Genomic DNA, 23,955 nt, shown 5'->3' with positions numbered 1-23,955 from the left:
TTTCTCTCTCTGCTATTTGCCTGCGACTGCGCCATACTGACTACTTTGTTGGCGAAAGGAGCAGGCAATGAAACTGATCGGCAGCTACACCAGTCCCTTTGTGCGCAAAATTTCCATCATACTGCTGGAAAAAGCGATTCCCTTCGAGTTCGTCAACGAATTCCCTTACCACGAGACCAACGGCGTGGCGCAGTACAATCCGCTGGGAAAAGTACCCGCGCTGGTCACCGATGACGGTGAATGCTGGTACGACTCGCCCATTATTGCGCAATATCTGGAGCAGCTCGGCATCGCGCCGGATATGCTGCCTGCGGCGCCGAAGGCTGCGCTGAAATTGCGTCAAATTGAAGCGCTGGCTGATGGCGTGATGGAAGCTGCGCAAATGCTGGTACGGGAGAAAACGCGCCCTGCGGCCCAGCAGTCGGAAAGCGAACTGCTGCGCCAGCGTGAAAAAATCGCGCGCGGTCTTGATGCGCTGGAAGGGTATGCGAATGACGGCACGTTACGTCCTGAGGAGGTCAATCTGGCGACCATTTCGACCGCCTGCGCCATCGCTTATCTCAACTTCCGCCGCGTCGCGCCGGGCTGGTGCGCCACCCGACCGAAGCTGGTTCGGCTGGTGGATTCCCTCTTTCAGCGCGCCAGCTTTGCGCGCACCGAACCGCCGGTGAGTTGACCCAGACGGGTAACAGTTTTTGCGCGGAGGTATTACAATTGCCGCTCATTTGTTGACTCCCTCTCCCGGCGGGAGGGGGGAAAATAGGTTCATTCATGACTAGCGAAATTCGTGCGCTTTATACCCGGCTTCCGGCCATCGACCGTTTACTCCGCGACCCCGCATTTTCACCGCTGCTGATGCAATATGGTCACTCCCAGACGGTGGCGCTGCTGCGTCAGATGCTGGACGAGGCGCGGGAATATATCCGTCTGAACCAGGCGCTGCCGGGCTGGTGCGAAGCGTGGCTGATGGAGACCTCGCGTCGTTTGAGCCAAACGCAACAGAGCGCGCTGCGCCCGGTGTTCAACCTGACCGGCACCGTGCTGCACACCAATCTTGGCCGGGCGATTCAGGCGGAAGCGGCGGTGACGGCGGTTGCCCAGGCGATGCGCGCGCCGGTGACGCTGGAATACGATCTTGATGATGCCGGACGCGGCCACCGCGACCGCGCGCTGGCCGACCTGCTTTGCCGGATCACCGGCGCGGAGGATGCGTGTATCGTCAACAACAATGCTGCAGCAGTGCTGCTGATGCTGGCGGCAACCGCCAGCGGCAGCGAGGTGGTGGTGTCGCGCGGCGAGCTGGTGGAGATCGGCGGCGCGTTCCGTATTCCTGACGTAATGCGCCAGGCGGGCTGCGTCCTGCATGAAGTCGGAACCACGAACCGCACCCATGCGAAAGATTATCGTCAGGCCGTTAATGACAATACCGGCCTGCTGATGAAGGTGCACACCAGCAACTACAGCATCGAGGGCTTTACTAAAGCAGTCGATGAGGCGGCGCTGGCGGAGATTGGCCGCGAACTGAATATCCCGGTGGTCGCCGATCTCGGTAGCGGCTCGCTGGTGGATTTAAGCCAGTACGGCCTGCCGAAAGAGCCGATGCCGCAGGAGATGATTGCCGCCGGCGTCAGCCTGGTGAGCTTCTCCGGCGATAAGCTGCTGGGCGGCCCGCAGGCGGGAATTATTGTCGGAAAGAAAGCGCTGATCGCCCGTTTGCAGAGCCATCCGCTCAAGCGCGCCCTGCGGGCGGATAAAATGACCCTCGCGGCGCTGGAGGCCACGCTGCGCCTCTATCTGCACCCGGAAAAGCTGGCCGCTGAACTGCCGACCCTGCGGCTGCTGACCCGCCAGGCGGAGGCGATCCGCCAGCAGGGCGAGCGCATTCAGGCCGCGCTGGCTGCGCATTATGCTGATTTTGACCTGCAGGTTGAGCCATGTCTGTCGCAGATCGGCAGCGGTTCGCTGCCGGTAGACCGCTTGCCCAGCGCGGCGTTGACCTTTACTCCGCGCGATGGCCGCGGCAGCCGGCTGGAAGCCCTGGCGGCGCGCTGGCGTCTGTTGCCCGTGCCGGTTATTGGCAGGATCTACGATGGACGCCTGTGGCTGGACCTGCGCTGTCTTGAGGATGAACCCCGGTTTATGGAGATGTTATTGAGATGATTATTGCCACCGCCGGACACGTTGACCACGGCAAAACCACGCTGCTACAGGCGATTACCGGCATCAACGCCGATCGCCTGCCGGAAGAGAAAGCGCGCGGGATGACTATCGACCTGGGCTACGCCTACTGGCCGCAGCCCGACGGGCGGGTGCTGGGTTTTATCGACGTCCCCGGCCACGAAAAGTTTTTGTCCAATATGCTGGCCGGCGTCGGCGGTATCGATCACGCGCTGCTGGTGGTGGCCTGCGATGATGGGGTGATGGCGCAGACGCGCGAGCATCTGGCGATCCTCCAGCTCACGGGGAAGCCGACGTTAACCGTGGCGCTGACCAAAGCGGACCGCGTAGAAACGGCGCGGGTTGAGGAAGTGAAGGCGGAGGCCGAGGCGGCGCTGGCGGAGTTCGGCTTTACCGGCGCGACCCTGTTTACCGTCGCGGCGACGGAAGGCCTGGGTATCGCCGGGCTGCGCGATCATCTCCTGCAGCTTTCCGCGCGCGCTCACCCACAGCATCAGCGTTTTCGCCTGGCGATCGACCGGGCGTTTACCGTCAAAGGCGCGGGGCTGGTGGTCACCGGGACGGCGCTTTCCGGCGAAGTTAACGTTGGCGATACGCTGTGGCTGACCGGCGTCGATAAACCGATGCGCGTGCGCGGGCTGCACGCGCAGAATCAGCCGGTGGCGAAAGCGTGGGCCGGTCAGCGCATCGCGCTGAATATTGTCGGCGATGCGCAAAAGGAGGATCTTAACCGCGGCGACTGGCTGCTGGCGGTACCACCGCCGGAAGCCTCTGAACGGGTCATTGTCGAACTCCAGTGCCATACGCCGCTTAGCCAGTGGCAGCCGCTGCATATCCACCACGCCGCCAGCCATATTACCGGCCGCGTGTCGCTGCTCGAAGGCGCGCTGGCGGAGCTGGTTCTCGATACGCCGCTGCGGCTGGCGGATAACGACCGTCTGGTGCTGCGCGATATTTCCGCGCGCCTGACGCTGGCCGGCGCGCGAGTGGTGACCCTCAATCCGCCGCGCCGGGGCAAGCGTAAGCCGGAGTATTTACAGTGGCTGCATGCGCTGGCCGCCGCGCAGGGCGATGACGTCCAGGCGCTGGATATTCACCTTCAGCGCGACGCGGTGCGCCTCGATGATTTCGCCTGGGCGCGTCAGCTCAGCGACGAGGGGCTGAAGGCGCTGATTAACCGTCCTGATTACCTGCAGGCGGGCAATAGTCTGCTGAGCGCCCCGCTTGCCGCGCGCTGGCAGCGGAAACTGCTCGACGCCTTGGCGCGTTACCACGACCAGCATCGCGATGAGCCCGGGCCGGGCCGCGAGCGGCTGCGGCGTATTGCGCTGCCGATGGAAGATGAGGCGCTGGTGCTGCTGTTGATTGAGCAGATGCGCGAAAGCGGCACTGTTCACAGCCACCACGGATGGCTGCATCTGCCGGAGCATAAAGCGGGCTTTACCGACGAGCAGCAGGCCATCTGGCAGCGGGTGGTCGGGCTGTTTGCCGATGAGCCATGGTGGGTGCGCGATCTGGCGCGGGAAGCCAACGTGGAAGAGTCGTTAATGCGAGCGGTATTACGCCAGGCGGCGCAGCAGGGGATGATTACCGCGATCGTCAAAGATCGCTACTATCGCAACGATCGGATTGTGGCGTTTGCCAAAATGATCCGCGAGCTGGATCTGGAGAGGGGATCAACCTGCGCGGCGGATTTCCGCGATACGCTGAACGTCGGGCGCAAGCTGGCGATTCAGATCCTCGAGTATTTCGACCGTATCGGCTTTACCCGCCGTCGCGGTAATGACCATATCCTGCGCGATAAGGCGCTGTTTCTTTAGCATAAGCAGGTTGTCCCGGGTCGCGGCGTGAACGCCTGACCCGGGCTACGATAAGGCACAAACCTTGTTGCCCCGGTAAGCGCAGCGCCACCGGGGAATCCTCACACTTACGCTTCCGCTTCGTTCACCCAGATACGCATCTCGCCTTCGCCGCGGTTGGCCCAGCTAAACCACGGGATGAAGGTCAGCAGGTGCGGCTGACGGCTGGACGGCGCGCGATCGTAACGCCACAGCGCCTGCTGCTCGGCATCTTCCGCCGTTTGCTTATAGCCCGGCGCCTGGAGAAGTATCTTGCGGGCAAAAATCCCTTTGCCTTCTACAGTGATAAATCGGGCGTCGCGCGGCAGCTGCAGGTTATGCAATTGCTCGCCGTTATCCGCCTGCTCCAGGCAGTAAACCAGCGGGCCGCGCTGGACGGCGACCTGACCTGCCTGGTGGCGCACCAGCGGGTTACCATAAATGCGGCGCACCGGCATCGGCAGGGTTAACAGCAGCGTGTCGCCCTCCTGCCAGAGATGGCTGATGTACAGATACCCTTTGCGTACGTCCTGCGTAACCGGCGCGCCGTTGAGCGTCACCTGCGGCTTATCGCACCAGTCCGGCAGGCGCAGGGCCAGGGTATGATGCACAGGTGACGATGAATCGATGACTATCTGCACCTGTTCCTGCCACGGATAGTTGCCGCTGATGCGCAGGCGCAGCGCCTCATTGCCCACCGGGATCTCCGCGCTATTGCCGATATACAGGTTGATGTACAGGGCATCGTCGTGCGGCGTGTAGATATAGTGTCCCAGCGAGGTCAGCACGCGGGCAATATTCGGCGGGCAGCACGCGCAGCCGAACCAGCGCTGGCGGACGGGCTTAACGTGATCGTAAATATGGTTGAATTTTAAGGATTTTGGATGCACTTCCAGCGGATTGACGTAGAAGAAGTGCTTGCCGTCGAGCGCCATGCCGCCCAGCACGGTGTTATACAGCGCGCGCTCCATCACGTCGGCATATTGGCTGTCGGCTTCCATCTCCAGCATCCGGCGGGCAAACATCATCAGGCCAATGGAAGCACAGCTTTCGGCATAGACCGTGTCGTTTGGCAGGTCATAGTCGCTGCTGAAGGCCTCCCCGCTGCTCTGCGAGCCGATGCCGCCGGTGATATACAGCTGACGCTGGGCCATATTTTTCCACAGGCGCAGGCAATCCTGGCGCTTGCCCTCGTCCTGACTTAAACGGGCGAGGTGGGCAACGCCGGCCATCAGATAGACGAAACGCACCGCGTGGCCGATGGCGACCGGCTGTTCGGAAATCGGCTGATGCGCCTGGCTGTAGGGCTTATCCATCACCATCCACGCCGGACCGTAGGTGTTCCAGTAAGAGGTTTTGCCGCGCTTCTCATATTCGATATCGTAAAAATGCGGCTGCGTGCCGCGCGCCTCAACGAAGTACTTCACCAGCGCGATATAGCGTGGCTCCTGAGTGACGTCGTACAGGCGCATTAACGCCAGCTCGATTTCCGGATGGCCAGGGTAGCCGTGCAGCTGGTTCTCTCCGGGGCCAAACACGCTATCGATGTGGTCAGCGAGGCGGCAGACGACTTCCAGCAGACGACGCTTGCCGGTGGCCTGGAAGAAGGCGACGCCCGCTTCAATCATGTGGCCGGCGCAGTACAGTTCGTGGCATTCGGCGAGGTTAGTCCAGCGCTCCTCGGGCGCTTTGACCGTGAAATATGTATTCAGATAGCCATCTTCACACTGGGCGGCCGCGACCAGTTCAATTACCTCGTCGGCGGTTTTTTCCAGCTCGGCGTCCGGCTTCTGACACAGCGACCAGGCCACCGCCTCCAGCCATTTCGCCACGTCGCTGTCCTGAAAGACCATGCCGTAGAATTCGCCCTCCTGTCGCCCGGCGGCGATGCGGAAGTTCTCTATCGCATGGCTAGGATCCGCCTCTTCGATGCGGTCGTTAAGCGCATCCCACTGGTAGGGGATCACCACATCGCGCACCAGCTGCTGGTACTGGCCGAGGAACGGATCGTTGATTTTCAGTTTGTGCAGATCGACTTCCATAACGGGCATGACGGACTCCTTAAGGCTGAACGTGACGCGTGCGCAGGTCGCTGGCAATGCGCGCCATCATCGGATTGTTAAGCTTGCAGGCGCGAATAGTGAAGGCCAGCAGCAGATGGAACAGGGCGGGCAGCAGGGTCTCCATTGAGGAGATGCCCGCCAGGGATGAGGCCGTTTGGTTTTCCACGCCCGGCTGGTAAGCCACGTAGATAAACACGACGCTGATAATGCCGGCGCTGGAGGCCCATGCCAGCTTGATAAAGAACAGGTTAAAGGCGAAGTTCATACCGGAAGAGCGCACCCCGGTTTTCCATTCGCCGTAGTCGTCGGAGAAGGCCATCAGCGAAAAGTGCAGCGGCAGGGTGAAGCCGAGAATAATGCCGTTGCCGAGGATGACGATCAGCCACAGGGTCTGGTATGCCGCCCCGATTGGTAAAAACCACATCGCGACGGCCAGCGCAGCCAGCGCCAGGTTGGTGTAATAGTAGAGTTTGACGGTATCGAAGCGGCGCGACAGCAGATTGATGATCGCGGAGCCCGCAATCGAGGCGAAGGTCACCATGGTGAAGAATAGCGAGGTGTAGCCGGTGGAGCCGCCCAGCACGTAGGTGATGAAGTACATATAGCCGCCGCCGCGGATATTAAAAACGTTGATCAGCAGGAACGACATCACCAGCATCAGCAGCAGCTGGTCATTATTGCGCAGGCCGGCGATGTGCTCGCGCAGGGTAAATTTGCCCATCACATCCAGCGAGACGCGTTCGCGAACCCAGAAAAAGCAGCACAGGAACATCGCCACCGCGATGGCGCAGAGTACGGCGACGCCGTACTGATAGCCCTGCGCGGTATCGCCCTTACCGAGCGCTTTCACCAGCCACGGCAGCCCAACGGAGACTAAGAAACCCGCCACGCCGCACAGCACAAAACGCCATGCCTGACATGAGATAACCTCGGTATGGCGCGTGGTCATGGTGTTGATCAGCGCGCAGTAGGGGACGTTAATCGCGGTGTAGCTCACCGAGAGCAGCAGATAGGTGCCGAACGCCCAGGCGATTTTTACCCCCATGCTGGCATCGGGCACGGTAAACGTCAGAACGCCGATAACGCCGATCGGCACGGCAATCCACAGCTGCCAGGGACGAAAGCGCCCCCAGCGGCTTTGGGTACGGTCGGCCAGCACGCCCATGATAGGATCGGAAACGGCGTCAAAAACGCGCAGGGCCAGAAACAGGGTTCCGACCAGCGCGGGCGTCAGGCCGAAGACATCGGTATAGAAAAAAGTCAAAAAGTTCATGATCAGGCAGGTAATCACCGTCCCGCCCGCGTCGCCAAGTCCGTAGCCTATTTTTTCCCGTAGGGATAGTTTGTCGTCCTGGACGCGCCGTGCTAAATCGCTTGTAGTAATCGGAGCCGAAGTCATAAATAACTCCCGGAGATGATGTGCGGAATAATATCCCGCTGAGGCGCGGGCTTTAATTGTGTTATTTGCAAATTACGTTATTTATTCTGCACGAAATATGGGGGGCAACAAGGGAATGAAAAAGTATAAAAAGAGGACGATTCCGACCTGATGATAAAAATGTGATTTCGATCCGGCAGCACCCTATTTTATCGTGAATAATCAATGGCAATGAGAGGTTATTTATGATGAAAAAAGCGGAATGTTGAATATCTATGCTTGAATTATCCATGTCACTTCCGATTAAGGTGCAGAACGGCGGGTTGTTTATTTCCCGCGGCGTCGGCAGCCATCCGGCTCGTCAGCTTCACTCCTGGGAAATAATCTTTGTGGAAAAAGGGACATTAACGATTCGCGAAAACAACAAAGTTTTTAGCGTGAATGCCGGGGAAAGTTTGCTGCTCTGGCCGCAGCGATTACATGTGGGGATCGGACTGTTTCCGTCAGATTTAAAATTCTACTGGCTGCATTTTGAAGTGACGTCGGGTGAGGGTGATGCGCTGCTTTCTATTCCACAACATATGCGCGTTAATGACCCGCAGTATATTATTTCACTGTTCCGTCAATTCTTACGCGAGCAGGAAAATATTCATCGTAGCGTGGCGCTGGAGCTGATCCTGCTGCTGATTTTGCAGCAAATTTCGGCGGCAGCAGGCGAACAGCCCGCCGACAGTCCCGGCAACGCGCTGGCGTGGAGAGCGCAGCAAATCATTCGTACCCGGTTTCATTTGCCCCTTTCCGCATCCACGCTGGCGCAGGAGCTGCACTGCAACGCGGATTATCTGGGGCGCGTTTATCGCCATGCTTTCCGGCTGACGTTAACCGAAGCGCTGCACCGTCAGCGGGTAAGGGCGGCGGAAAAGCTGCTTATCAGCGATTCCCTGTCGATTACCGAGGTGGCGATGAAATGCGGGTTTAACGATGTCGGCTATTTTCGCAAGATTTTCCGCAAGCACACCAGCCTGACGCCGGCGGCGTGGAAGCGTCGTTACTGCAAGGAACATATTAATTCGGCGTAGGGTTGATGGGTTTTCCCGCCGGCGCGGTGCTGACCGCAGAGCGCCGGGGACGCGTAGCCCGGACAGATGCGCAGCATCGCCTCCGGGAAAGTTCAGCAACATCCTGCACGCTTCCCCCGGGGGCGGCGCAAAGCGCCTTATCCGGGGAGTTCCGCGGGACTAGTTTTGCCCGTAATAGGCGTTCGCGCCGTGTTTACGCAGATAGTGTTTATCGAGCAGTTCAGACTGCATATCCGGCAGCTGTGGCGCCAGCTGGCGCGAGAAGAGGCCCATGTAGGCGCACTCCTCCAGCACCACGGCGTTATGTACGGCGTCGGCGGCGTCTTTACCCCAGGCAAAGGGGCCGTGTGAATGGACCAATACCGCCGGGATTTGCGCCGGATCCAGGCCGCGCTGTTCAAAGGTTTTGATAATCACCTCGCCGGTCTGATACTCATACTCGCCGTTAATCTCCTCAACGGTCATCCGTCGGGTACAGGGGATCGCGCCATAGAAGTAGTCGGCGTGGGTGGTGCCCCAGGCGGGGAGATCGAGCCCGGCCTGCGACCAGATCGTCGCGTGGCGGGAGTGGGTATGCACGATCCCGCCGATCTGCGGATAGCGGCGATAAAGCGCCAGATGCGTTGGCGTATCTGAAGAGGGTTTTTTACCGCCTTCAACGACTTTACCGCTGGCCATCTCTACGACCACCATATCGTCGGCGGTCATCACCTCATATTCGACGCCGGAGGGCTTAATGACCATCAGCTTGCGCGTTTCATCGACCGCGCTGACGTTGCCCCAGGTAAAGGTGACCAGGCCGTGTGCGGGGAGGGCCAGGTTTGCCGCCAGTACCTCGGCTTTCAGTTGTTCTAACATGTGAATCCCCCTTCCTGCATCCGTGATTCGATCCAGCGCCGGGCCTGGATAATCTCCAGCACCGGCTCGCTGGCTTTCTCCGTCCACATCTCAATCAAAAATGAACCGCGGTAGTTCAGCTCGCGCAGCGTCTTAAAAATGCCGACAAAATCGACGCATCCTTCGCCGAACGGCACGTCGCGGAACTGGCCAGGGCTATCGTCGGTCACGGGCAGCGTATCTTTCAGGTGGATGGCGGCGATACGATCGATGCCCAGCTTCAGCTCGGCGGTGACGTCGTTTCCCCAGGCGCTGAGGTTGCCGACGTCCGGGTAGACGGTAAACCACGGTGACGAAAGCATCTCGTCCCACTTTTTCCATTTGCTGATGGAGTTCATAAAGGCGGTGTCCATGATCTCCACCGCCAGCATTACCTGCGCGGCGGCGGCCTGTTCTACCGCCCAGGCCAGCCCTTCGGCAAAACGCTGCCGGGTGCCTTCATCATGCTCTTCGTAATAGACGTCGTAACCCGCCAGCTGGATGGTGCGGATCCCCAGATCGCGCGCCAGGCGGATGGCTTTGGTCATAATCTCTCGCGCCCGATCGCGTACCGCTTCATCGCGGCTGCCAAAGGGGAAACGGCGATGGGCGGACAAGCACATCGAGGGAATGGCGACGCCGGTTTCCAGCATCGCGCTCACCAGCGATGCGCGCTGGGCCGGGGTCCACTCCAGGCGCGAAAGGCGTTCATCGGTCTCGTCCACCGACATTTCGACAAAATCAAAACCGCAGCTTTTGGCCAGTACCAGCCGCTCAGGCCAGCTGAGATCCTTCGCCAGCGCTTTTTCATAAATACCTAACGGGTGGTTACGCATGCTGTTCTCCCCAGATAGCGTCGATTTGCGCGTGGAATTCGGCGGCAACCCGCGCCGGATGGGCGGCGCCTGCCAGCGCGCGCCCGGCAATAAAGGCTTTGACGTTGATATCTTTGAACAGCGGTAGATCGGCTGGGGTAATGCCGCCGGTAATCGATAGCTCAAGGCCAATATCGGACAGCGCTTTCATGCGCGCCAGATCCGCCTCCCCCCACTGCTGCCCGCTGGCCTGGGCATCGCGTCCGCGATGGTAAATCGCCTGATGGACGCCGGTACGGTACCAGGCGCGGGCGTCATCCAGCGTCCAGTTGCCGAACAGCTCCATCTGAATTTCACCGCCGCAGGCCTGGGCCACGGCGTGGCCTTTCTCGACCGTGGCGAGCGGTGCGGCGCAGATGATGGTCATCCAGTTGGCGCCAGCGCCAAAGGCCTGCTGCGCCAGGGTTTCACCGGCGTCGGCGACTTTCCAGTCGGCGACGATGATCTTCCCCGGACACTGGGCGCGCAGGGCTTTAACCGCGCTAAGCCCTTCGGTTAAGCAGAGGATGGTTCCCGCCTCCACAATATCAACGTGATCCTGTAGCAGGGCGACATCGCGCTGCGCAGCCTGAAGGCTGGTATGGTCGAGCGCCAGCTGCAGTAATGGTCGGCTCATAATGCGTGCTCCTTAATACGGGCGTGATAGCCCTGTAGTGCTTCAATCAAATGCAGGTAGTGGCGGTATTTGCGCTGATAGCGCGCGTGGGCGGTCATATCGGGCAGCAGCGTGCGCACCGGGTGCTGCCGGGCGCGCCGGGCTTCGCTAAAGCTGCGGTATACGCCGGTGCCGACGCGAGCGGCGAGGGCCGCGCCAAAGCAGCCGGTCTCTTCCACCTGCGGGAGTTCAATGCGTAAGCCGCTGACGTCCGCCAGCATCTGCATCCAGACGTCGGAGTGCGCCGGGCCGCCGGTGACGCGCAGGGCCTGAACGTTTGTAAAGCGTTCGCGCATACGGCTGAGGTGGGTCATATGGCTAAATACCACGCCTTCATAAACCGCCTGCAGCAGGTGCGCGCGGGTATGCAGCGCCTGCATGCCGTAAAAGCCGCAGGTCATCTCCAGCCCGGCGTTGCTGCCATAGAGAAACGGCAGAAAAAACAGCTCGCTCCCGGCTTTCGGCAGGCTGGCGACGGCCTGATTGATCTCATCAAACGAGAGATCGCCCCACTGGGCGGTAAACCATTCGAGGTTGCCGGATGAGGTCGGGCTGGCTTCGTGAACGATATACTGGCCGTCATTGACGTAGCGGCCATAGACGTAAGGGTGGGCCTCATGGTCGCGCAGGCCGTGAGCGATACCGCTAGTGACGGCCCAGGTCCCCATCACCGCATTGAGGGTCGACTCATCCTCAATCCCGGCGCAAAGGGCGGTGGAGACCACGTCAAACAGGCCGCCAACGACGGGAGTACCCGCCGCCAGACCGGTTAAAGCGGCTGCCTGAGCGGTGATCTCCCCGCAAATTTCGGCTGACCCTACAACGGGGGGCAGCGCGCTATCGATTTCACCGATGCCCAGCCACTCGGTCAGGCGCGGGTCGTACTGGCCCATGGCCATGTTGTAGAGGTTGGACTCGGAGATGTTGCTCTCCTCGCAGCCCTTCGCGCCGGTTAAGCACCAGCGCAGATAGTCATGCCCCATCATCACGCAGCCAATTTGCGCGTAGCGCTGGGGTTCATTCTCTTTTACCCAGCGCAGCAAAGAAGCCGGATGTCCGGTCCACAGCGTCTGGCGGGTAACGGGATAGAGCCGTTCGGGAATACGGTCCCGCTGCCAGCGCTGAACGATTTTCAGCGCCCGACGATCGGAGGAGAGGATGGCGTTACCCAGCGGCCGATCCTGCTTATCGAGGAGAAAGAGGCCCTTACCCTGAGCGGAGATGCCCACGCCTTTAATCTGTTCGCCGGATACACCTGCCTGCTGTAATAGCCCGGCAATGGTCGCCGCGCAGTGTTGCCAGAGCTGGCGCATGTCGCGTTCGGCGTAACCCGGCAGGGGCGACATCGTCCGTAGCGCTTGCCGCACAATGCCATGTTCATGACCTTCGGCGTCATATAAACCGGCTTTCAGATAGGTGCCGCCGCAATCAATACCCAGCCAGAAGGCCTGTTTCTTGCTCATCTTTCGCATCTCATTGTTACCGGGTGAACCCGGCATATTTCGCAGGCCCGGCAGGCGCAGCGCCGCCGGGCTCGAGTTTACGCAGTGCGTTTATGTGGATTTATCGTCTTTACCGGCGCAGCACCGGCATCGCATTTCGCCGGCAGCAGCAGCGCCATCAGCGCGGCCAGCGCCAGGGAGATCGCCAGGCAATAGACGCCAGCGTCTTTGCTGTACAACGTGATCAGCACCCCGACCGCATAAGGGCCACAAAATCCGCCGAGGTTGCCAAGCGCGTTGATAACCCCGCGCGCGCCGCCCGCCATTTCCGCGCTGAACAGACGTGCCGGGATGGTCCAGAACACGCCAGCCGCCGATTGCAGGAAGAATCCGCAGCCGACCAGCGCGGCATAGGAGAGCCAAATTTGGTTTTTCAGCGCCACCGACAGGAACATGCACAGAGCGAAGCCAATCAGCGGCAGGCAGACGAACAGCTTGCGTTTACCGGTTCGGTCTGAAAGGGAGGAAAACAGGAACATCCCAGCAATGGCGCCGACGTACGGCAGAATGGCAAGCATGCCGACCTGCCCCATGCTGCTATGGGTCAATTCTTTCAGAATGGTGGGTAGCCACAGGGTGTAGCCGTAAATGCCGGTCTGGTAGAAGAAGTTCAGGGCGATAAGCTGCCACATGGTTTTGTCGGAGAGAACGGCGCTCAGAGAGGCGTTTTTCACCTCGGTGCCGGCAATGGCTTTTTGCTCCGCGGCCAGCGTCTCGACCAGATAGCGCTTCTCTGCTTCGGAAATCCAGCGCGCTTCCTGCGGACGGTCATAGATGGTGTATGCCCACAGAACCAGAACAACCAGCGAGAGCAAACCTTCGATAATAAACAGCCAGCGCCAGTCGAGAACCGTGATAATCCAGCCTGAGAGTGGGGCGGTGATAATCCCGGCAATCGGCACAAACATAATGACAATCGCGTTGGCGCGACCGCGTTCAGCGTCGGGGAACCAGTTACTGATCATCGTGAGAACGACCGGCAGCATACCGCCTTCCGCCACGCCCAGTAAGAAGCGCAGGGCCAGCAGCTGGTACTGATTGGTAATTAACCCCGTCAGCACGGAGATGACCGCCCAGGCGACCAGCGACCAGCCGATAAATTTCTTACCGCTACCGTGAACGGCAATTTTCCCGCCGGGAACCTGTAAAAATAGATAACCGATAAAGAAAATACCGCCCGCCAGCCCCGCCATGGTGGCGGAAATACCTAAGTCGGCATCCATACCTCCGGGCATCGCAAAGGCAATATTGACCCGGTCCATATAAGAAATAATACAAGTGATCAGTATAGGCGGAATGATTCTTAACCAGCGCTGGCGCGGTATATCTTTGGTTGTAGAGTTAGAGGTTATATTCATCTTTATAGTCTCGTAATATTAAAAATATTCTGGTGATGAAGGTGATTATTATTATTGTGCTTGTTTTAGCGCGGAGATGCCGTCGCGTAATATCGCGATGCGATGATCAACGTTTGCGCTGGCATTAATTTCCAGTAATTTAATGCCTGAAAATTGCAGGGGGGCGGTTCCTGCGCAGGCAAATAATTCACGAGCGTGTTCGGTGGTCATCAGGCTCTGCGGGCAGAAAGGCGCGAACGGCGCGTGTAAATCCTGCCATTCGCCGTACTCGCCGGTTTGCGTCGTGCCAGAAAACATCAGCGCGCCGAGCTTTCCTGCCCGTTTTACCTGCTGCGTATGGGTGAGCGGTAGCACGGTATTCCGCCCTTCAATGGCCGAACGCGCCCAGTTAATACAAATGCTAACGTCATAATCGGCAATGGCTTCCAGCACGTTTTCTAACGGCAAAAATCCTTTGCGCGGCGCGCTGCCGGTCATCGCGTCGCAGTGCTCCAGCACCAGCTCGCAGGACCAGTCCCAGCGGGTAATTTCTTTTAATGAACGGGCAAAGGCGTCGGTAGCCTGAGCCACGTTGGCATTGCCCGCCAGCGGGGCGGCGTGAAGCTCAAGGGCAATGACCTTTCCGGCGGTATTGCCATTGATTTTAGCGATCTTCTGCTGCAGGTGGCGATAGTACTCCACGCAGGCTTTGCGCTGCGTTTCGTCGCTGGACGCCAGCCCAAAGCCGCCGTTTTCACCGCGGCGGCGCATGGTTTCCATGATGGCGGTAACGACAATCTGCCAGTGTCCCGGGGTATGGCGCAATAACCACTCGTCGCCGAGCGGATGAAGATGTTCAAGGCAGGGTTGCTCCAGCCCGCGAATATCCGGGGTGTCGGAGAGCTGCCGCCAGAATTCCATCTCTTCCTCTTCACTCTTTTGGTGAAATGAGGGTGCACAGGGGTACGCACCGATAATGTAACCGGTATTATTCGAATTCATTTTGTGCTCCTTCTTATAAAACTGAAATAGCGACTTTAACGACTATTTTGCGGATCGGCGTGGCTACAGTTTTATTACATCCAGGACGATGAACATCTTGCGGGAAAAATATCGCATAGTTGCCTGGCGTCATTTCAAAGAACGATTCATGTTCGCTGTCGTGATAGAAAATAATATCGCGCTGTTCTAATAAAGATTCGCTGATTTGATTATTGCCGGTATCAATGGCGATACCGATTTTTTCTTCGCCCGATGCCAGAAACTGGATATCCAGATAGCGACGGTGGACCTCCGGACGATTTTCAGCGGCATCGCGAGTGGTTAAGTCGATAACCTGCGCGAAGATGTTTTGGCCGTCGATTTCCACGACGCCGGGTGCCAGCGCGTGGAAATCCGTCGTGCGCAGGAAATCAAGCGCCCGCTCAATGGCCGCGGGCAGACGACACGGATTAGGTTGAGCAATATGACCAAAAATCATGGGTGAGCTCCTTACAGCGCCTGAATTTTGGCCCATACGCTGTCATCGACGGTAATGCCGTTGCGGCGGTTTTCATCCAGCAGACGGGTAAATTCATGGCCAGGAAGACGGACCGCCACATTTTCATCGGCGCGCTCGGCGGTGGTGATGAAATCCATAATCCGTTGCAGCTTGGCGTCGCGGGTTGCGCCGTCGATCAGCTTATCCACTTCAATAGCGATGAAGATCTGCGAAACGCCATATTCATCGCTGTTTTCCTGGGTCACTTCTGCAACCGACGATCCGTTGGAGAGGAGGGTGGCAATCATATCCAGCACGATCGACAGGCCGGAACCTTTCCAGTAGCCCATGGGTAATATGCGGCGATTTTTCTCGATCGTCCCCGGCTCTTTGGTCAAACGACCGTCATCGTCGAATCCGCCGTCCACGGGCAGTTCGCGGCCGGCAAGGCGGTTAACCTCCAGCATGCCGTAGGAGAACATCGACATCGACATATCCACCATGGTGATCGGCGTCGACGGAATGGCGACGATCAGCGGGTTGGTACCGATACGGCACTCTTTAGCGCCCCATGGCGGCATAACGGCGATGGAGTTGGTCCAGCAGATACCGATGTAGCCTTTTTCCGCCGCCTGCCAGCCGTAGCTGCCGCCGCGCATCCAGTGGTTAGCATTACGTAAGGCGACCAGGCCGATACCGTGATCGGAGGCCAGCTCAATGGCCCGATCCATCATCTTTTTCGCCGTCAGGTTGCCGATGGAACGCTGAGCATCCCACTGTTCGATGGCGCCGAGGCTGGTCACCCGCTGCGGTTGAGCCTCAGGGATAATGTCGCCGTTATCCAACTGCTGGATGAAGCGAGGAAAGCGGTTCACGCCGTGAGAATAGACGCCGGATTCGGTGGTGCGGGCAAACATTTCTGCGCAGGCATCGGCGGTTTCCGCGGCGACGCCACGCGCCAGCAGTACCCGATTGAATGCCTCTTTTAACTGCTCAAACGTGACTTTCATTGCTGTTTTCCTGGTCAGAGTTGATCGCTTTTTTATCTCTAAATTTCACTATGCGAAATCTGATTTCAAATATAGCGATCAATTTTTGTCAGATCAACGGGCAGCGTTATTTTTAAAAATCATAAAAATCATAAAGTTGTGTTTTTTCGGTTCAGATCGTGAACTGAAACACACTTTGCGCTACCATCTGAACGCGACAAAAATGGGAGCGGAAGCGATGGGCACAAAAGAAAGCGAGAACACGCAAGATAAAGAGAGGCCTGCCGGAAGTCAGAGCCTTTTTCGTGGGTTGATGCTAATTGAGATCCTGAGTAATTATCCAAATGGCTGTCCGCTGGCGCATCTGTCGGAACTGGCGGGACTGAACAAAAGTACCGTTCATCGCTTATTACAGGGGCTGCAGTCCTGCGGGTACGTGACGCCTGCCCCGGCGGCGGGGAGCTATCGTCTGACGACAAAATTTATCGCCGTTGGCCAAAAGGCGTTGTCGTCGCTGAATATTATCCACGTCGCGGCGCCGCATCTTGAGGCGCTTAACCTGGCCACCGGCGAGACGGTGAACTTCTCCAGCCGTGAAGATGACCACGCGATCCTGATTTATAAGCTGGAGCCGACCACCGGTATGCTGCGTACGCGCGCCTATATTGGCCAGCACATGCCGCTGTACTGCTCGGCAATGGGCAAGATTTATATGGCGTTTGGCCATCCTGACTACGTTGAGAGCTACTGGAATTCACACCAGGAGATTATTCAGCCGCTGACCCGTAATACCATTACCGGCTTGCCTGCGATGCATGATGAACTGGCGCAGATCCGCGAGCGAAATATGGCGATGGACAGGGAAGAGAACGAGCTGGGCGTGTCGTGCCTGGCTGTCCCCGTTTTTGATATCCATGGGCGCGTGCCTTATGCCATTTCTATCTCTCTATCAACATCGCGCCTCAAGCAGGTGGGAGAGAAAAATTTACTCAAGCCGCTACGCGATACGGCAGAGGCGATTTCTCGCGAACTGGGCTTTTCCGTGCGGGAAGGTTAAGGCAAATGACCAGATAATCCCGGACATCTGAGAGAAAACGCCGCTGACTCCATTCAGGATCAAGGCGCGGAAGCGGTTTTTTCTGGCACTCTGCGTTTTTATCCCCAATGGAGCAAGGATGAATCGGTTTATTCTCGCGGATGCGGAAAAGTGCATCGGCTGCCGTACCTGTGAAGTCGCCTGCGTGGTGTCCCATCAGCAGGACCAGGACTGTTCTGGCGTCTCCGCCGCGCGCTTTGCGCCGCGGATCCGCGTGGTGAAAAATGATGAACTCTCGACGGCGACGCTGTGCCGCCAGTGCGAAGATGCGCCCTGCGCCAACGTCTGCCCCGAGGGCGCAATCCGCCGAGAAAATTCGGTCTGGCGCGTAGATCAACGCCGCTGCATCGGATGCAAAAGCTGTATGGTAGCGTGCCCCTATGGCGCGATGACCGTGATGCGGGTGGAGGAGGGCGTACAGGCGCTGAAGTGCGATTTATGCAGCCATCGCGACGAAGGCCCGGCCTGCGTGGCGGCGTGCCCGACCCAGGCGCTGCGCTGCATGGAGCCGATGGAGCTGGAAAGAATAGCCGCTGAACGTCGCCAGCGGATGGCGCTGGCGACGTAGCGTGTTTCCCGGAGGCGGCGCTGGCGCGCGTGTTCGGGCTACGGGACGTGTAGCCCGGCTAAACGCAGTGCGAGCCGGGAATAGATCTGGCTTATTCGGGCCTATGACGGGTCCTGTTCACGCCAGGCGCGTTCAACTTCTTCGGCGAGAATCCTCACGCCCGCTTCAATTTTCTCCGGGTCCGGCACGTAGTTCATGCGCATGCATTGATGCGTGTGTGGCCATGGCTTATCCAGGCCCGGGAAGAAGTAGTCGCCCGGCACCATCAGAACGCCGCGCTTTTTCAGGCGCTGGTACAGCAGCTCGGTAGAAATCGGCAGATCCTTAAACCACAGCCAGAGAAAAATCGCCCCTTCCGGCTTATGAATCAGGCAGCGATCTTCCGGCAAATAGCGGCGAATAATGGCGATAGTCTCCTGCACGCGCTGATAATAGAACGGCTTTATCACCGTTTCTGACAGGCGCAGAAGATCGTTGCGCTTAATCATCTCGCACATCATGGCCGGCCCCATTCCACCGGGGGCGAGACTGATAATGCCGTTCATATTGCTGATGGCGGTGATGATTTTTTCGTTAGCGATGATAATCCCGCAGCGGCTGCCCGGCAGGCCCAGCTTGGAGAGGCTCATGCACAGCACGATATTCGGATTCCACAGCGGCCTGGCGTCGCTGAAAATAATCCCCGGGAACGGAACGCCGTAGGCGTTATCAATCACCAACGGGATGCCGTGCTGGTTGGCCAGCGCATCCAGCTTGATCAGCTCATCGTCGGTGATCACGTTACCGGTTGGGTTGGTGGGGCGGGAAACGCAGATCATTCCCGTCTCGTCCGTGACCTGCAAATGTTCGAAATCCACGTGGTATTTAAACTGTCCCTCCGGCAGCAGTTCAATGTTCGGGCGAGTGGCGACAAACAGATCTTCTTCGAGGCCGGAATCGGCGTAGCCAATGTACTCAGGCGTCAACGGAAACAGCACTTTACGGGTGGTTCCATCCGCACGACGGCCTGCGAAGAGGTTAAACAAGTAGAAAAACGCGCTCTGGCTGCCATTTGTCAGTGCAATATTCTGTGGTTCGATCTCCCATCCCAGTTCGTCGCGCAGCATTTGTGCCAGCAGGGTCAGCAGCTCGCTTTTACCCTGCGGACCGTCATAATTACAAAGCGCATCAAGGGCTTTGCCGCTGTTCAGCATGTCGGCCAGCAGGCTATGGAAGTAATCATTCATTTCCGGAATCTGCGCGGGATTGCCGCCGCCCAGCATGATGGCGCCCGGCGTACGCAGGCCGTCATTGAGGTCTTCCATCAAGCGGGTGATGCCCGAATGACGGGTAAATTTGTCGCCAAAAAGTGAAAATGTCATCGCGATTAGTCTGTCGGTATTCCAGGAAAGTGGGTAACCATAACGCCAGCGCAGACAGGGTGCAAATCGAGGTATCAGGAAGATATTTTGTTTTTATTCTGTGAGAGAAAACATTTTTGGATGTTTATCCTGAAAAGGCTCCCCGGACGCCTGGGGAGCCGTGGGTCAGAAAGCTACTGCTGACCTGCCCATACCACCATCACTTTGTCATCGCCGTTCTCGCGAATAAAGCCGTAGCCTTTCGCCATCGATAGCGTGGTTTGTTTACCCATGCCGATCGCCGGGTGACGGGCGCGGAACTGGCCCAATTTCTCCCAGTGGGTCACGCTGCGCGCGGCTTTGCCGCTGACGTCCTGCCAGTTCATATCTGAACGCGTACCCTGAAGCGGATCGGAACCTGTCGGGCCGAACGGCCGTGAGGATTCATCGCCGTAGAAGATCTGCACTGCGCCGGGCGCGAGCAGCAGCAGTTCCGCCGCCGTGCTGCCGCCTTCGCGGAACAGGCTGGTATCATGCGAGGAGAGGTAGCTTAACACGTTGAAATCCTGAAGCTTATCCGCCATATGTTGCCAGGTCAGGTCGATATTCGCCAGGCAGCTTGTCGCTTTTGCCGCCTGATCCTGATAATCAAAGTTCAGCATGGCGTCAAAGCCGTGGCGATAGTAGTCGCTCTGCATCACGCCGTGGCCCCAGGCTTCGCCGGTCATCCAGAACGGCGCGTTATCCAGCGCTTTGTCCGGGTTCGCTTTCTTCCATTCTGCTAGCGCTTCGGTGGCCTGAGTTTTTAACTGCAGCCAGGCCGCCTGCTCGACGTGCTTGGCGGTATCGACGCGGAAGCCGTCGATGCCGTAGTCGCGTACCCATTGGCTCAGCCAGTGGGTCAGATAATCGCGCGGCGTGTAGCCTGGGATCGCTTTGGCCGCGGTATCCGGCTTATGGCGATAGAAGTTCGGCAGGCCCGATGGCTCCGTGGATTCGGTTTTAAGATCCGGCAGGAAGGCCAGCGACATGGTCAGGTCGTCAAAGCCGGGGTTGTCGTAGTCGCCGATATCGGTGCGGATCCATTTTTTACCCCACCATTTCTCCCATCCGGCTTTATCGCTAAAGTTGATGTAATCGTTAAAGCTGTGCCAGCTTTGTCCCGCGCGGGGCTTCCAGTCTGTCCAGCGCTCTCCGAGGGTCTTTTTCAGTTCATCCCCCTGGATGTACAGCGAGCCAAACTGAAACTCCTGCATATCGGCCAGGGTCGCGTAGCCGGTGTGGTTCATCACCACGTCGAACAGAATGCGGATCCCACGCTTGTGGGCCTCATCGACGAGGCGGCGCAGATCGTCTTCCGTCCCCATATTGGCATCCAGCTTCGTCCAGTCCTGGATGTAATAGCCGTGATAGGCGTAATGCGGGAAATCGCCTTTCGTACCGCCGCCGACCCAGCCGTGGATTTGTTCCAGCGGCGAACTGATCCATAGCGCGTTAACGCCGAGCTGCTGGAGGTAATCCAGTTTGCTGGTCAGGCCCTGGAGATCGCCGCCGTGGAAGGTGCCAATTTCCTGCATGCCGTCTTTATGGCGACCATAGCTATTGTCGTTGGCCGGGTTGCCGTTGACAAAGCGATCGGTCAGGACGAAATAGACGGTGGCGTTATGCCAGTTGAACGGCGCGGCGGCTTCCGTATCCGCGCGTTCAAGCAGCAGCAGACCATTGCTATTAAACGCCGGCTGGAGGGTAATTTTACCGCCGCTGACGGTCGCGATATTGCCGCTGTAGAAGTCGCGAACTTGACTGCCTTCGGCAAAGGATTTGCTGACGTCAATGGTGAGCGGCTTGCCATCCCATTTCGGGCACTGCTTGATCTGCGGCGCGGCGGCGGTGGAGGTCTGTTTCTCTTCCAGAGAGACCATCAGGGTTGGCGTACCTGAACGGGTATCGACTTCCAGGGTATAGCGGCCATCGCGGAAGACGCGCCACTGCGGCGCCGGATCGCGGCAAGGCTCCATAGAGAGCATCTGGTTGAGCTTGATCGCGCCGGCAGGCTGCCAGCACTGTTGGTCAAACGTAATCCGCAGAGGGCGCGTACCCTTTGCTACCTCGTTTTGACTGATAAATCTGCCGGTGCCTTCTTCGGTAAAGGCGGGGAAATCTGCGGTAGTCCAGGCGGCGAAGGCCATCCCAGGCACCAGCAGCGACGCAAGCGCAGCGAGTTTCATTCCGGAGTCCTGTGTGCGGTTTTTTGTTCAGTTTGCGCGTCCAGTAGTTCCATGAACTCATCCCAGCGGCGCTTTTCCAGGGAGGATGGAAAAGGGTGAGTGATCGCGTTCAAAAAATGAGCAAAAAATGAGAGGGTAGTCGCATTTTTGTACTGTTGTCAGGAGGCGGAAACCGATTTCAGATGACAGCTTTTCGGAATTGGACTATTTCTGTGGGTGCGTCATCTGGGTATTTTTGATACTATTCGCGATTCAACTATCGATTTTTTGTGAAAAACAAGGCGTTGGAATGATTGCATCCGACCAGGAGACCTAATGATATCGACTCCCATTCGACGATATGGGGCCGCGATACTCATGTTACTTACCTGCATATTTTCAGGTAGTGTGCTGGCAACAACACACACAGCAACAACGAGTCATAAAGCCCCAATCGTTAAGAAGAAAAGTACCGTTAAAGTAAGCAAGGTAAGCAGTAAACAAGAGTATTCTCGCAATAGTGTAAAGAGCAGTTCACTTCCTGATTTGCGAAAATACCCTTCCGGGACACCAAGGAAAAAAGCGTTTCTCCGGACGGTAATGCCTTATATTACGAAACAGAATCAGGTGATTACCGCCGATCGTAACTGGCTTGTTTCCAAGCAGTACGATGCGCGCTGGTCGCCGAGCGAGCGTACGCGGCTGAAAGAGATCGCCTCTCGCTATAAAGTGAAGTGGTCCGGCAATACTCGCCATATTCCATGGAACTCGCTGCTTGAGCGCGTCGACATTATCCCGAATAGCATGGTCGCTACCATGGCAGCGGCGGAAAGCGGCTGGGGAACGTCAAAGCTGGCGCGGGTGAACAACAATCTGTTTGGTATGAAGTGTGGCGGTGGAAACTGCCGCGGCGCGGTGAAGGGCTACTCCCAGTTTGATTCGGTGGAAGAGTCCGTTCAGGCCTATGTCAGAAATCTGAATACGCATCCGGCCTACTCGTCGTTCCGTAAATCGCGTGCGCAGCTGCGTAAAGCCGATCAGGAAGTGACCGCCAGCACGATGATTCATAAGCTGAAGGGCTATTCGACCAAAGGGTCAAGCTATAACAACTATCTCTTCGCGATGTATCAGGATAACCAGCGGTTGATAGCCGCACACATGTAATTGCTCTTGCATGTCACCATTAATGCCCGGCGCGTAAGCCCGGGCATTTTTCTTTGCGCGCTACATCATCACTTCGCTGTGCCGGTCGCGGTACTCCTTCGGCGTCACGTCGTACTCTTTCTTAAACACCGAGTAGAAATACTGCAGCGAGGGATAGCCGCACATCTGCGAGATTTCGTTAATCGAAAGGGTGGTCGATACCAGCAGGCTACGGGCTTTTTCCAGTTTTTCGCTGTGGATCACCGTATGAATGGTCTCGCCCACTTCTTCTTTGAAGCGCTTTTCCAGATTCGAGCGGGAAATGCCGACGGCGTCCAGCACCTGCTCTACCTTAATCCCTTTACAGGCGTGGTTACGAATATAGTGCATCGCCTGAATAACCGAGGGATCGGTGAGCGAGCGGTAGTCGGTGGAGCGGCGCTCAACCACGCGCATCGGCGGGATAAGCTGGCGCTGAAGCGGTAGCTCTTCATTCTCCAGCAGGCGATGCAGCAGCTTTGCCGCCTGATAGCCCATCTGGCGTGTGCCCTGCGCAACGGAAGACAGCGCCACGCGCGACAGGTAGCGAGTAAGCTCTTCGTTATCTATGCCAATAACGCACAGCTTTTCCGGTACCGGAATATGCAGGCGCTCGCAGGCCTGTAATACGTGGCGGGCGCGGGCGTCGGTAACGGCGATGATGCCGGTTTGCGGCGGCAGGGTTTGCAGCCAGTCGGCGAGGCGATTTTGCGCATGCTGCCAGTTTTCGGGCGCCGTCTCTAGACCCTGATAGACCACGCCGCGATATTTCTCTCTGGCGACCAGCTGGCAAAACGCGTGTTCGCGCTCGGCGGCCCAGCCCTTACAGCTGGAAGCGGGCAGGCCGTAAAAGGCGAAGCGGTTGATGCCTTTTTCTTTGAGGTGCAGAAAGGCGCTCTCGACCAGTGCGGCGTTGTCGGTGGCGATATAGTGAACCGGCGGATAGCATTCCGGCCGGTGGAAGGAGCCGCCAACGCCGACAATCGGCACATTGACGTCGATCAGCAGATTTTCAATTTCCGGATCGTCATAATCAGCAATGACGCCGTCGCCTAACCACTCCTTAATGTTTTCAATCCGCGCCCGAAAATCTTCCTCAATGAAGATATCCCATTCCAATTGCGATGCCTGGAGATATTCGCCAACGCCCTCAACGACCTGACGGTCATAGGCCTTGTTGGCGTTGAATAACAGCGTAATACGGTGACGCTTTTCAAACATAGTGTTGTTCCTGGTCTCTCTTGCAGGCCATACAATACCGGCCAATGCCCGGATTATTTCAAGTTACTTGTGCCTAAGTTTGGCTGTAGCG

20 protein-coding genes are annotated in these 23,955 nt (G+C 57.8%); 7 read left to right on the top strand and 13 right to left on the bottom strand.

Annotated features, from left to right (window positions below):
* The first annotated feature begins 67 nt into the window (after positions 1 to 67).
* The 3 genes from BWI76_RS27145 to selB all read left to right on the top strand — a co-directional run bounded on the left by BWI76_RS27145 (position 68) and on the right by selB (position 3,998).
* Entirely contained in the window at positions 68 to 676 is a 609-nt protein-coding gene (locus BWI76_RS27145; RefSeq protein WP_024359734.1) for a glutathione S-transferase, read from the top strand.
* Between the two features lie 95 nt (positions 677 to 771).
* Positions 772 to 2,160, top strand: coding sequence for an L-seryl-tRNA(Sec) selenium transferase (gene selA / locus BWI76_RS27140; RefSeq protein ID WP_024359735.1), 1,389 nt, complete (start codon positions 772 to 774; stop codon positions 2,158 to 2,160).
* On the top strand, positions 2,157 to 3,998 hold the full coding sequence (gene selB, locus BWI76_RS27135) for a selenocysteine-specific translation elongation factor (protein WP_004137775.1): 1,842 nt from the start codon (positions 2,157 to 2,159) through the stop codon (positions 3,996 to 3,998). Before selA ends, selB begins: the two co-directional genes overlap by 4 nt.
* 107 nt (positions 3,999 to 4,105) lie before the next feature.
* Here selB and BWI76_RS27130 read toward each other — a convergent pair whose 3' ends face one another.
* Both BWI76_RS27130 and BWI76_RS27125 read right to left on the bottom strand, forming a co-directional pair.
* Positions 4,106 to 6,067, bottom strand: coding sequence for a glycoside hydrolase family 127 protein (locus tag BWI76_RS27130; protein WP_004137777.1), 1,962 nt, complete (start codon positions 6,065 to 6,067; stop codon positions 4,106 to 4,108).
* Positions 6,068 to 6,077: 10 nt separating this feature from the next.
* Positions 6,078 to 7,478, bottom strand: a complete 1,401-nt coding sequence (locus BWI76_RS27125) for an MFS transporter (RefSeq protein WP_004137779.1) — start codon at positions 7,476 to 7,478, stop codon at positions 6,078 to 6,080.
* 254 nt (positions 7,479 to 7,732) lie between these two features.
* On the opposite strand from BWI76_RS27125, the gene BWI76_RS27120 reads away from it, so the two are divergent.
* Entirely contained in the window at positions 7,733 to 8,536 is an 804-nt protein-coding gene (locus tag BWI76_RS27120) for an AraC family transcriptional regulator (RefSeq protein ID WP_004137781.1), read from the top strand.
* A 159-nt stretch (positions 8,537 to 8,695) separates the two neighbouring features.
* On the opposite strand, the gene araD is transcribed toward BWI76_RS27120, so the two are convergent.
* The 8 genes from araD to yiaK form a co-directional block, all read right to left on the bottom strand.
* Positions 8,696 to 9,394: an L-ribulose-5-phosphate 4-epimerase gene (gene araD, locus BWI76_RS27115; RefSeq protein ID WP_004137783.1), complete on the bottom strand. Its 699-nt coding sequence runs from the start codon at positions 9,392 to 9,394 to the stop codon at positions 8,696 to 8,698.
* Positions 9,388 to 10,248 (bottom strand): L-ribulose-5-phosphate 3-epimerase, encoded by an 861-nt coding sequence (locus tag BWI76_RS27110; protein WP_024359740.1) that lies wholly within the window; start codon positions 10,246 to 10,248, stop codon positions 9,388 to 9,390. Before BWI76_RS27110 ends, araD begins: the two co-directional genes overlap by 7 nt.
* A complete protein-coding gene (ulaD, locus tag BWI76_RS27105) occupies positions 10,241 to 10,903 on the bottom strand; it encodes a 3-keto-L-gulonate-6-phosphate decarboxylase UlaD (RefSeq protein WP_004137786.1) in 663 nt (220 codons plus the stop codon). Before ulaD ends, BWI76_RS27110 begins: the two co-directional genes overlap by 8 nt.
* Positions 10,900 to 12,405 (bottom strand): FGGY-family carbohydrate kinase, encoded by a 1,506-nt coding sequence (locus BWI76_RS27100; protein ID WP_049086987.1) that lies wholly within the window; start codon positions 12,403 to 12,405, stop codon positions 10,900 to 10,902. Before BWI76_RS27100 ends, ulaD begins: the two co-directional genes overlap by 4 nt.
* Before the next feature lie 77 nt (positions 12,406 to 12,482).
* Entirely contained in the window at positions 12,483 to 13,802 is a 1,320-nt protein-coding gene (locus BWI76_RS27095; RefSeq protein WP_004137789.1) for an MFS transporter, read from the bottom strand.
* 51 nt (positions 13,803 to 13,853) lie between these two features.
* On the bottom strand, positions 13,854 to 14,783 hold the full coding sequence (locus BWI76_RS27090) for a DUF4862 family protein (protein ID WP_024359743.1): 930 nt from the start codon (positions 14,781 to 14,783) through the stop codon (positions 13,854 to 13,856).
* Between the two features lie 13 nt (positions 14,784 to 14,796).
* The gene (locus BWI76_RS27085; RefSeq protein ID WP_049086991.1) at positions 14,797 to 15,261 is read right to left on the bottom strand and encodes a YhcH/YjgK/YiaL family protein; all 465 of its coding nucleotides are present in this window, start codon (positions 15,259 to 15,261) and stop codon (positions 14,797 to 14,799) included.
* An 11-nt stretch (positions 15,262 to 15,272) separates the two neighbouring features.
* Positions 15,273 to 16,271, bottom strand: coding sequence for a 3-dehydro-L-gulonate 2-dehydrogenase (gene yiaK / locus BWI76_RS27080; RefSeq protein WP_004137795.1), 999 nt, complete (start codon positions 16,269 to 16,271; stop codon positions 15,273 to 15,275).
* Between the two features lie 202 nt (positions 16,272 to 16,473).
* Between yiaK and yiaJ the strand changes: the two genes are divergently transcribed.
* Together yiaJ and BWI76_RS27070 are read left to right on the top strand one after the other, a co-directional pair.
* Entirely contained in the window at positions 16,474 to 17,307 is an 834-nt protein-coding gene (gene yiaJ, locus BWI76_RS27075; RefSeq protein ID WP_128804969.1) for an IclR family transcriptional regulator YiaJ, read from the top strand.
* Between the two features lie 118 nt (positions 17,308 to 17,425).
* The gene (locus tag BWI76_RS27070; RefSeq protein ID WP_004137798.1) at positions 17,426 to 17,914 is read left to right on the top strand and encodes a 4Fe-4S binding protein; all 489 of its coding nucleotides are present in this window, start codon (positions 17,426 to 17,428) and stop codon (positions 17,912 to 17,914) included.
* A 101-nt stretch (positions 17,915 to 18,015) separates the two neighbouring features.
* On the opposite strand, the gene avtA is transcribed toward BWI76_RS27070, so the two are convergent.
* Positions 18,016 to 19,275, bottom strand: a complete 1,260-nt coding sequence (gene avtA / locus BWI76_RS27065) for a valine--pyruvate transaminase (protein ID WP_004137799.1) — start codon at positions 19,273 to 19,275, stop codon at positions 18,016 to 18,018.
* A gap of 173 nt (positions 19,276 to 19,448) precedes the next feature.
* Positions 19,449 to 21,482 carry an alpha-amylase gene (locus BWI76_RS27060; RefSeq protein WP_004137801.1) on the bottom strand — a complete coding sequence of 678 codons (2,034 nt, stop codon included), beginning with the start codon at positions 21,480 to 21,482 and terminating at the stop codon, positions 19,449 to 19,451.
* A gap of 315 nt (positions 21,483 to 21,797) precedes the next feature.
* Between BWI76_RS27060 and BWI76_RS27050 the strand changes: the two genes are divergently transcribed.
* Complete coding sequence (locus BWI76_RS27050; protein ID WP_071530269.1) at positions 21,798 to 22,625, top strand: protein bax; 828 nt, start codon at positions 21,798 to 21,800, stop codon at positions 22,623 to 22,625.
* Positions 22,626 to 22,685: 60 nt separating this feature from the next.
* Here BWI76_RS27050 and xylR read toward each other — a convergent pair whose 3' ends face one another.
* Positions 22,686 to 23,864, bottom strand: a complete 1,179-nt coding sequence (gene xylR / locus BWI76_RS27045) for a D-xylose utilization transcriptional activator XylR (RefSeq protein ID WP_004126484.1) — start codon at positions 23,862 to 23,864, stop codon at positions 22,686 to 22,688.
* Positions 23,865 to 23,955: the final 91 nt, after the last annotated feature.

The organism is Klebsiella sp. M5al (assembly GCF_002090195.1).
GTDB classification, from domain to species: Bacteria; Pseudomonadota; Gammaproteobacteria; order Enterobacterales; family Enterobacteriaceae; genus Klebsiella; species Klebsiella grimontii.
The sequence above is the reverse complement of the archived record's forward strand: the minus strand, read 5'-3'. Positions and strand labels throughout refer to the sequence as shown.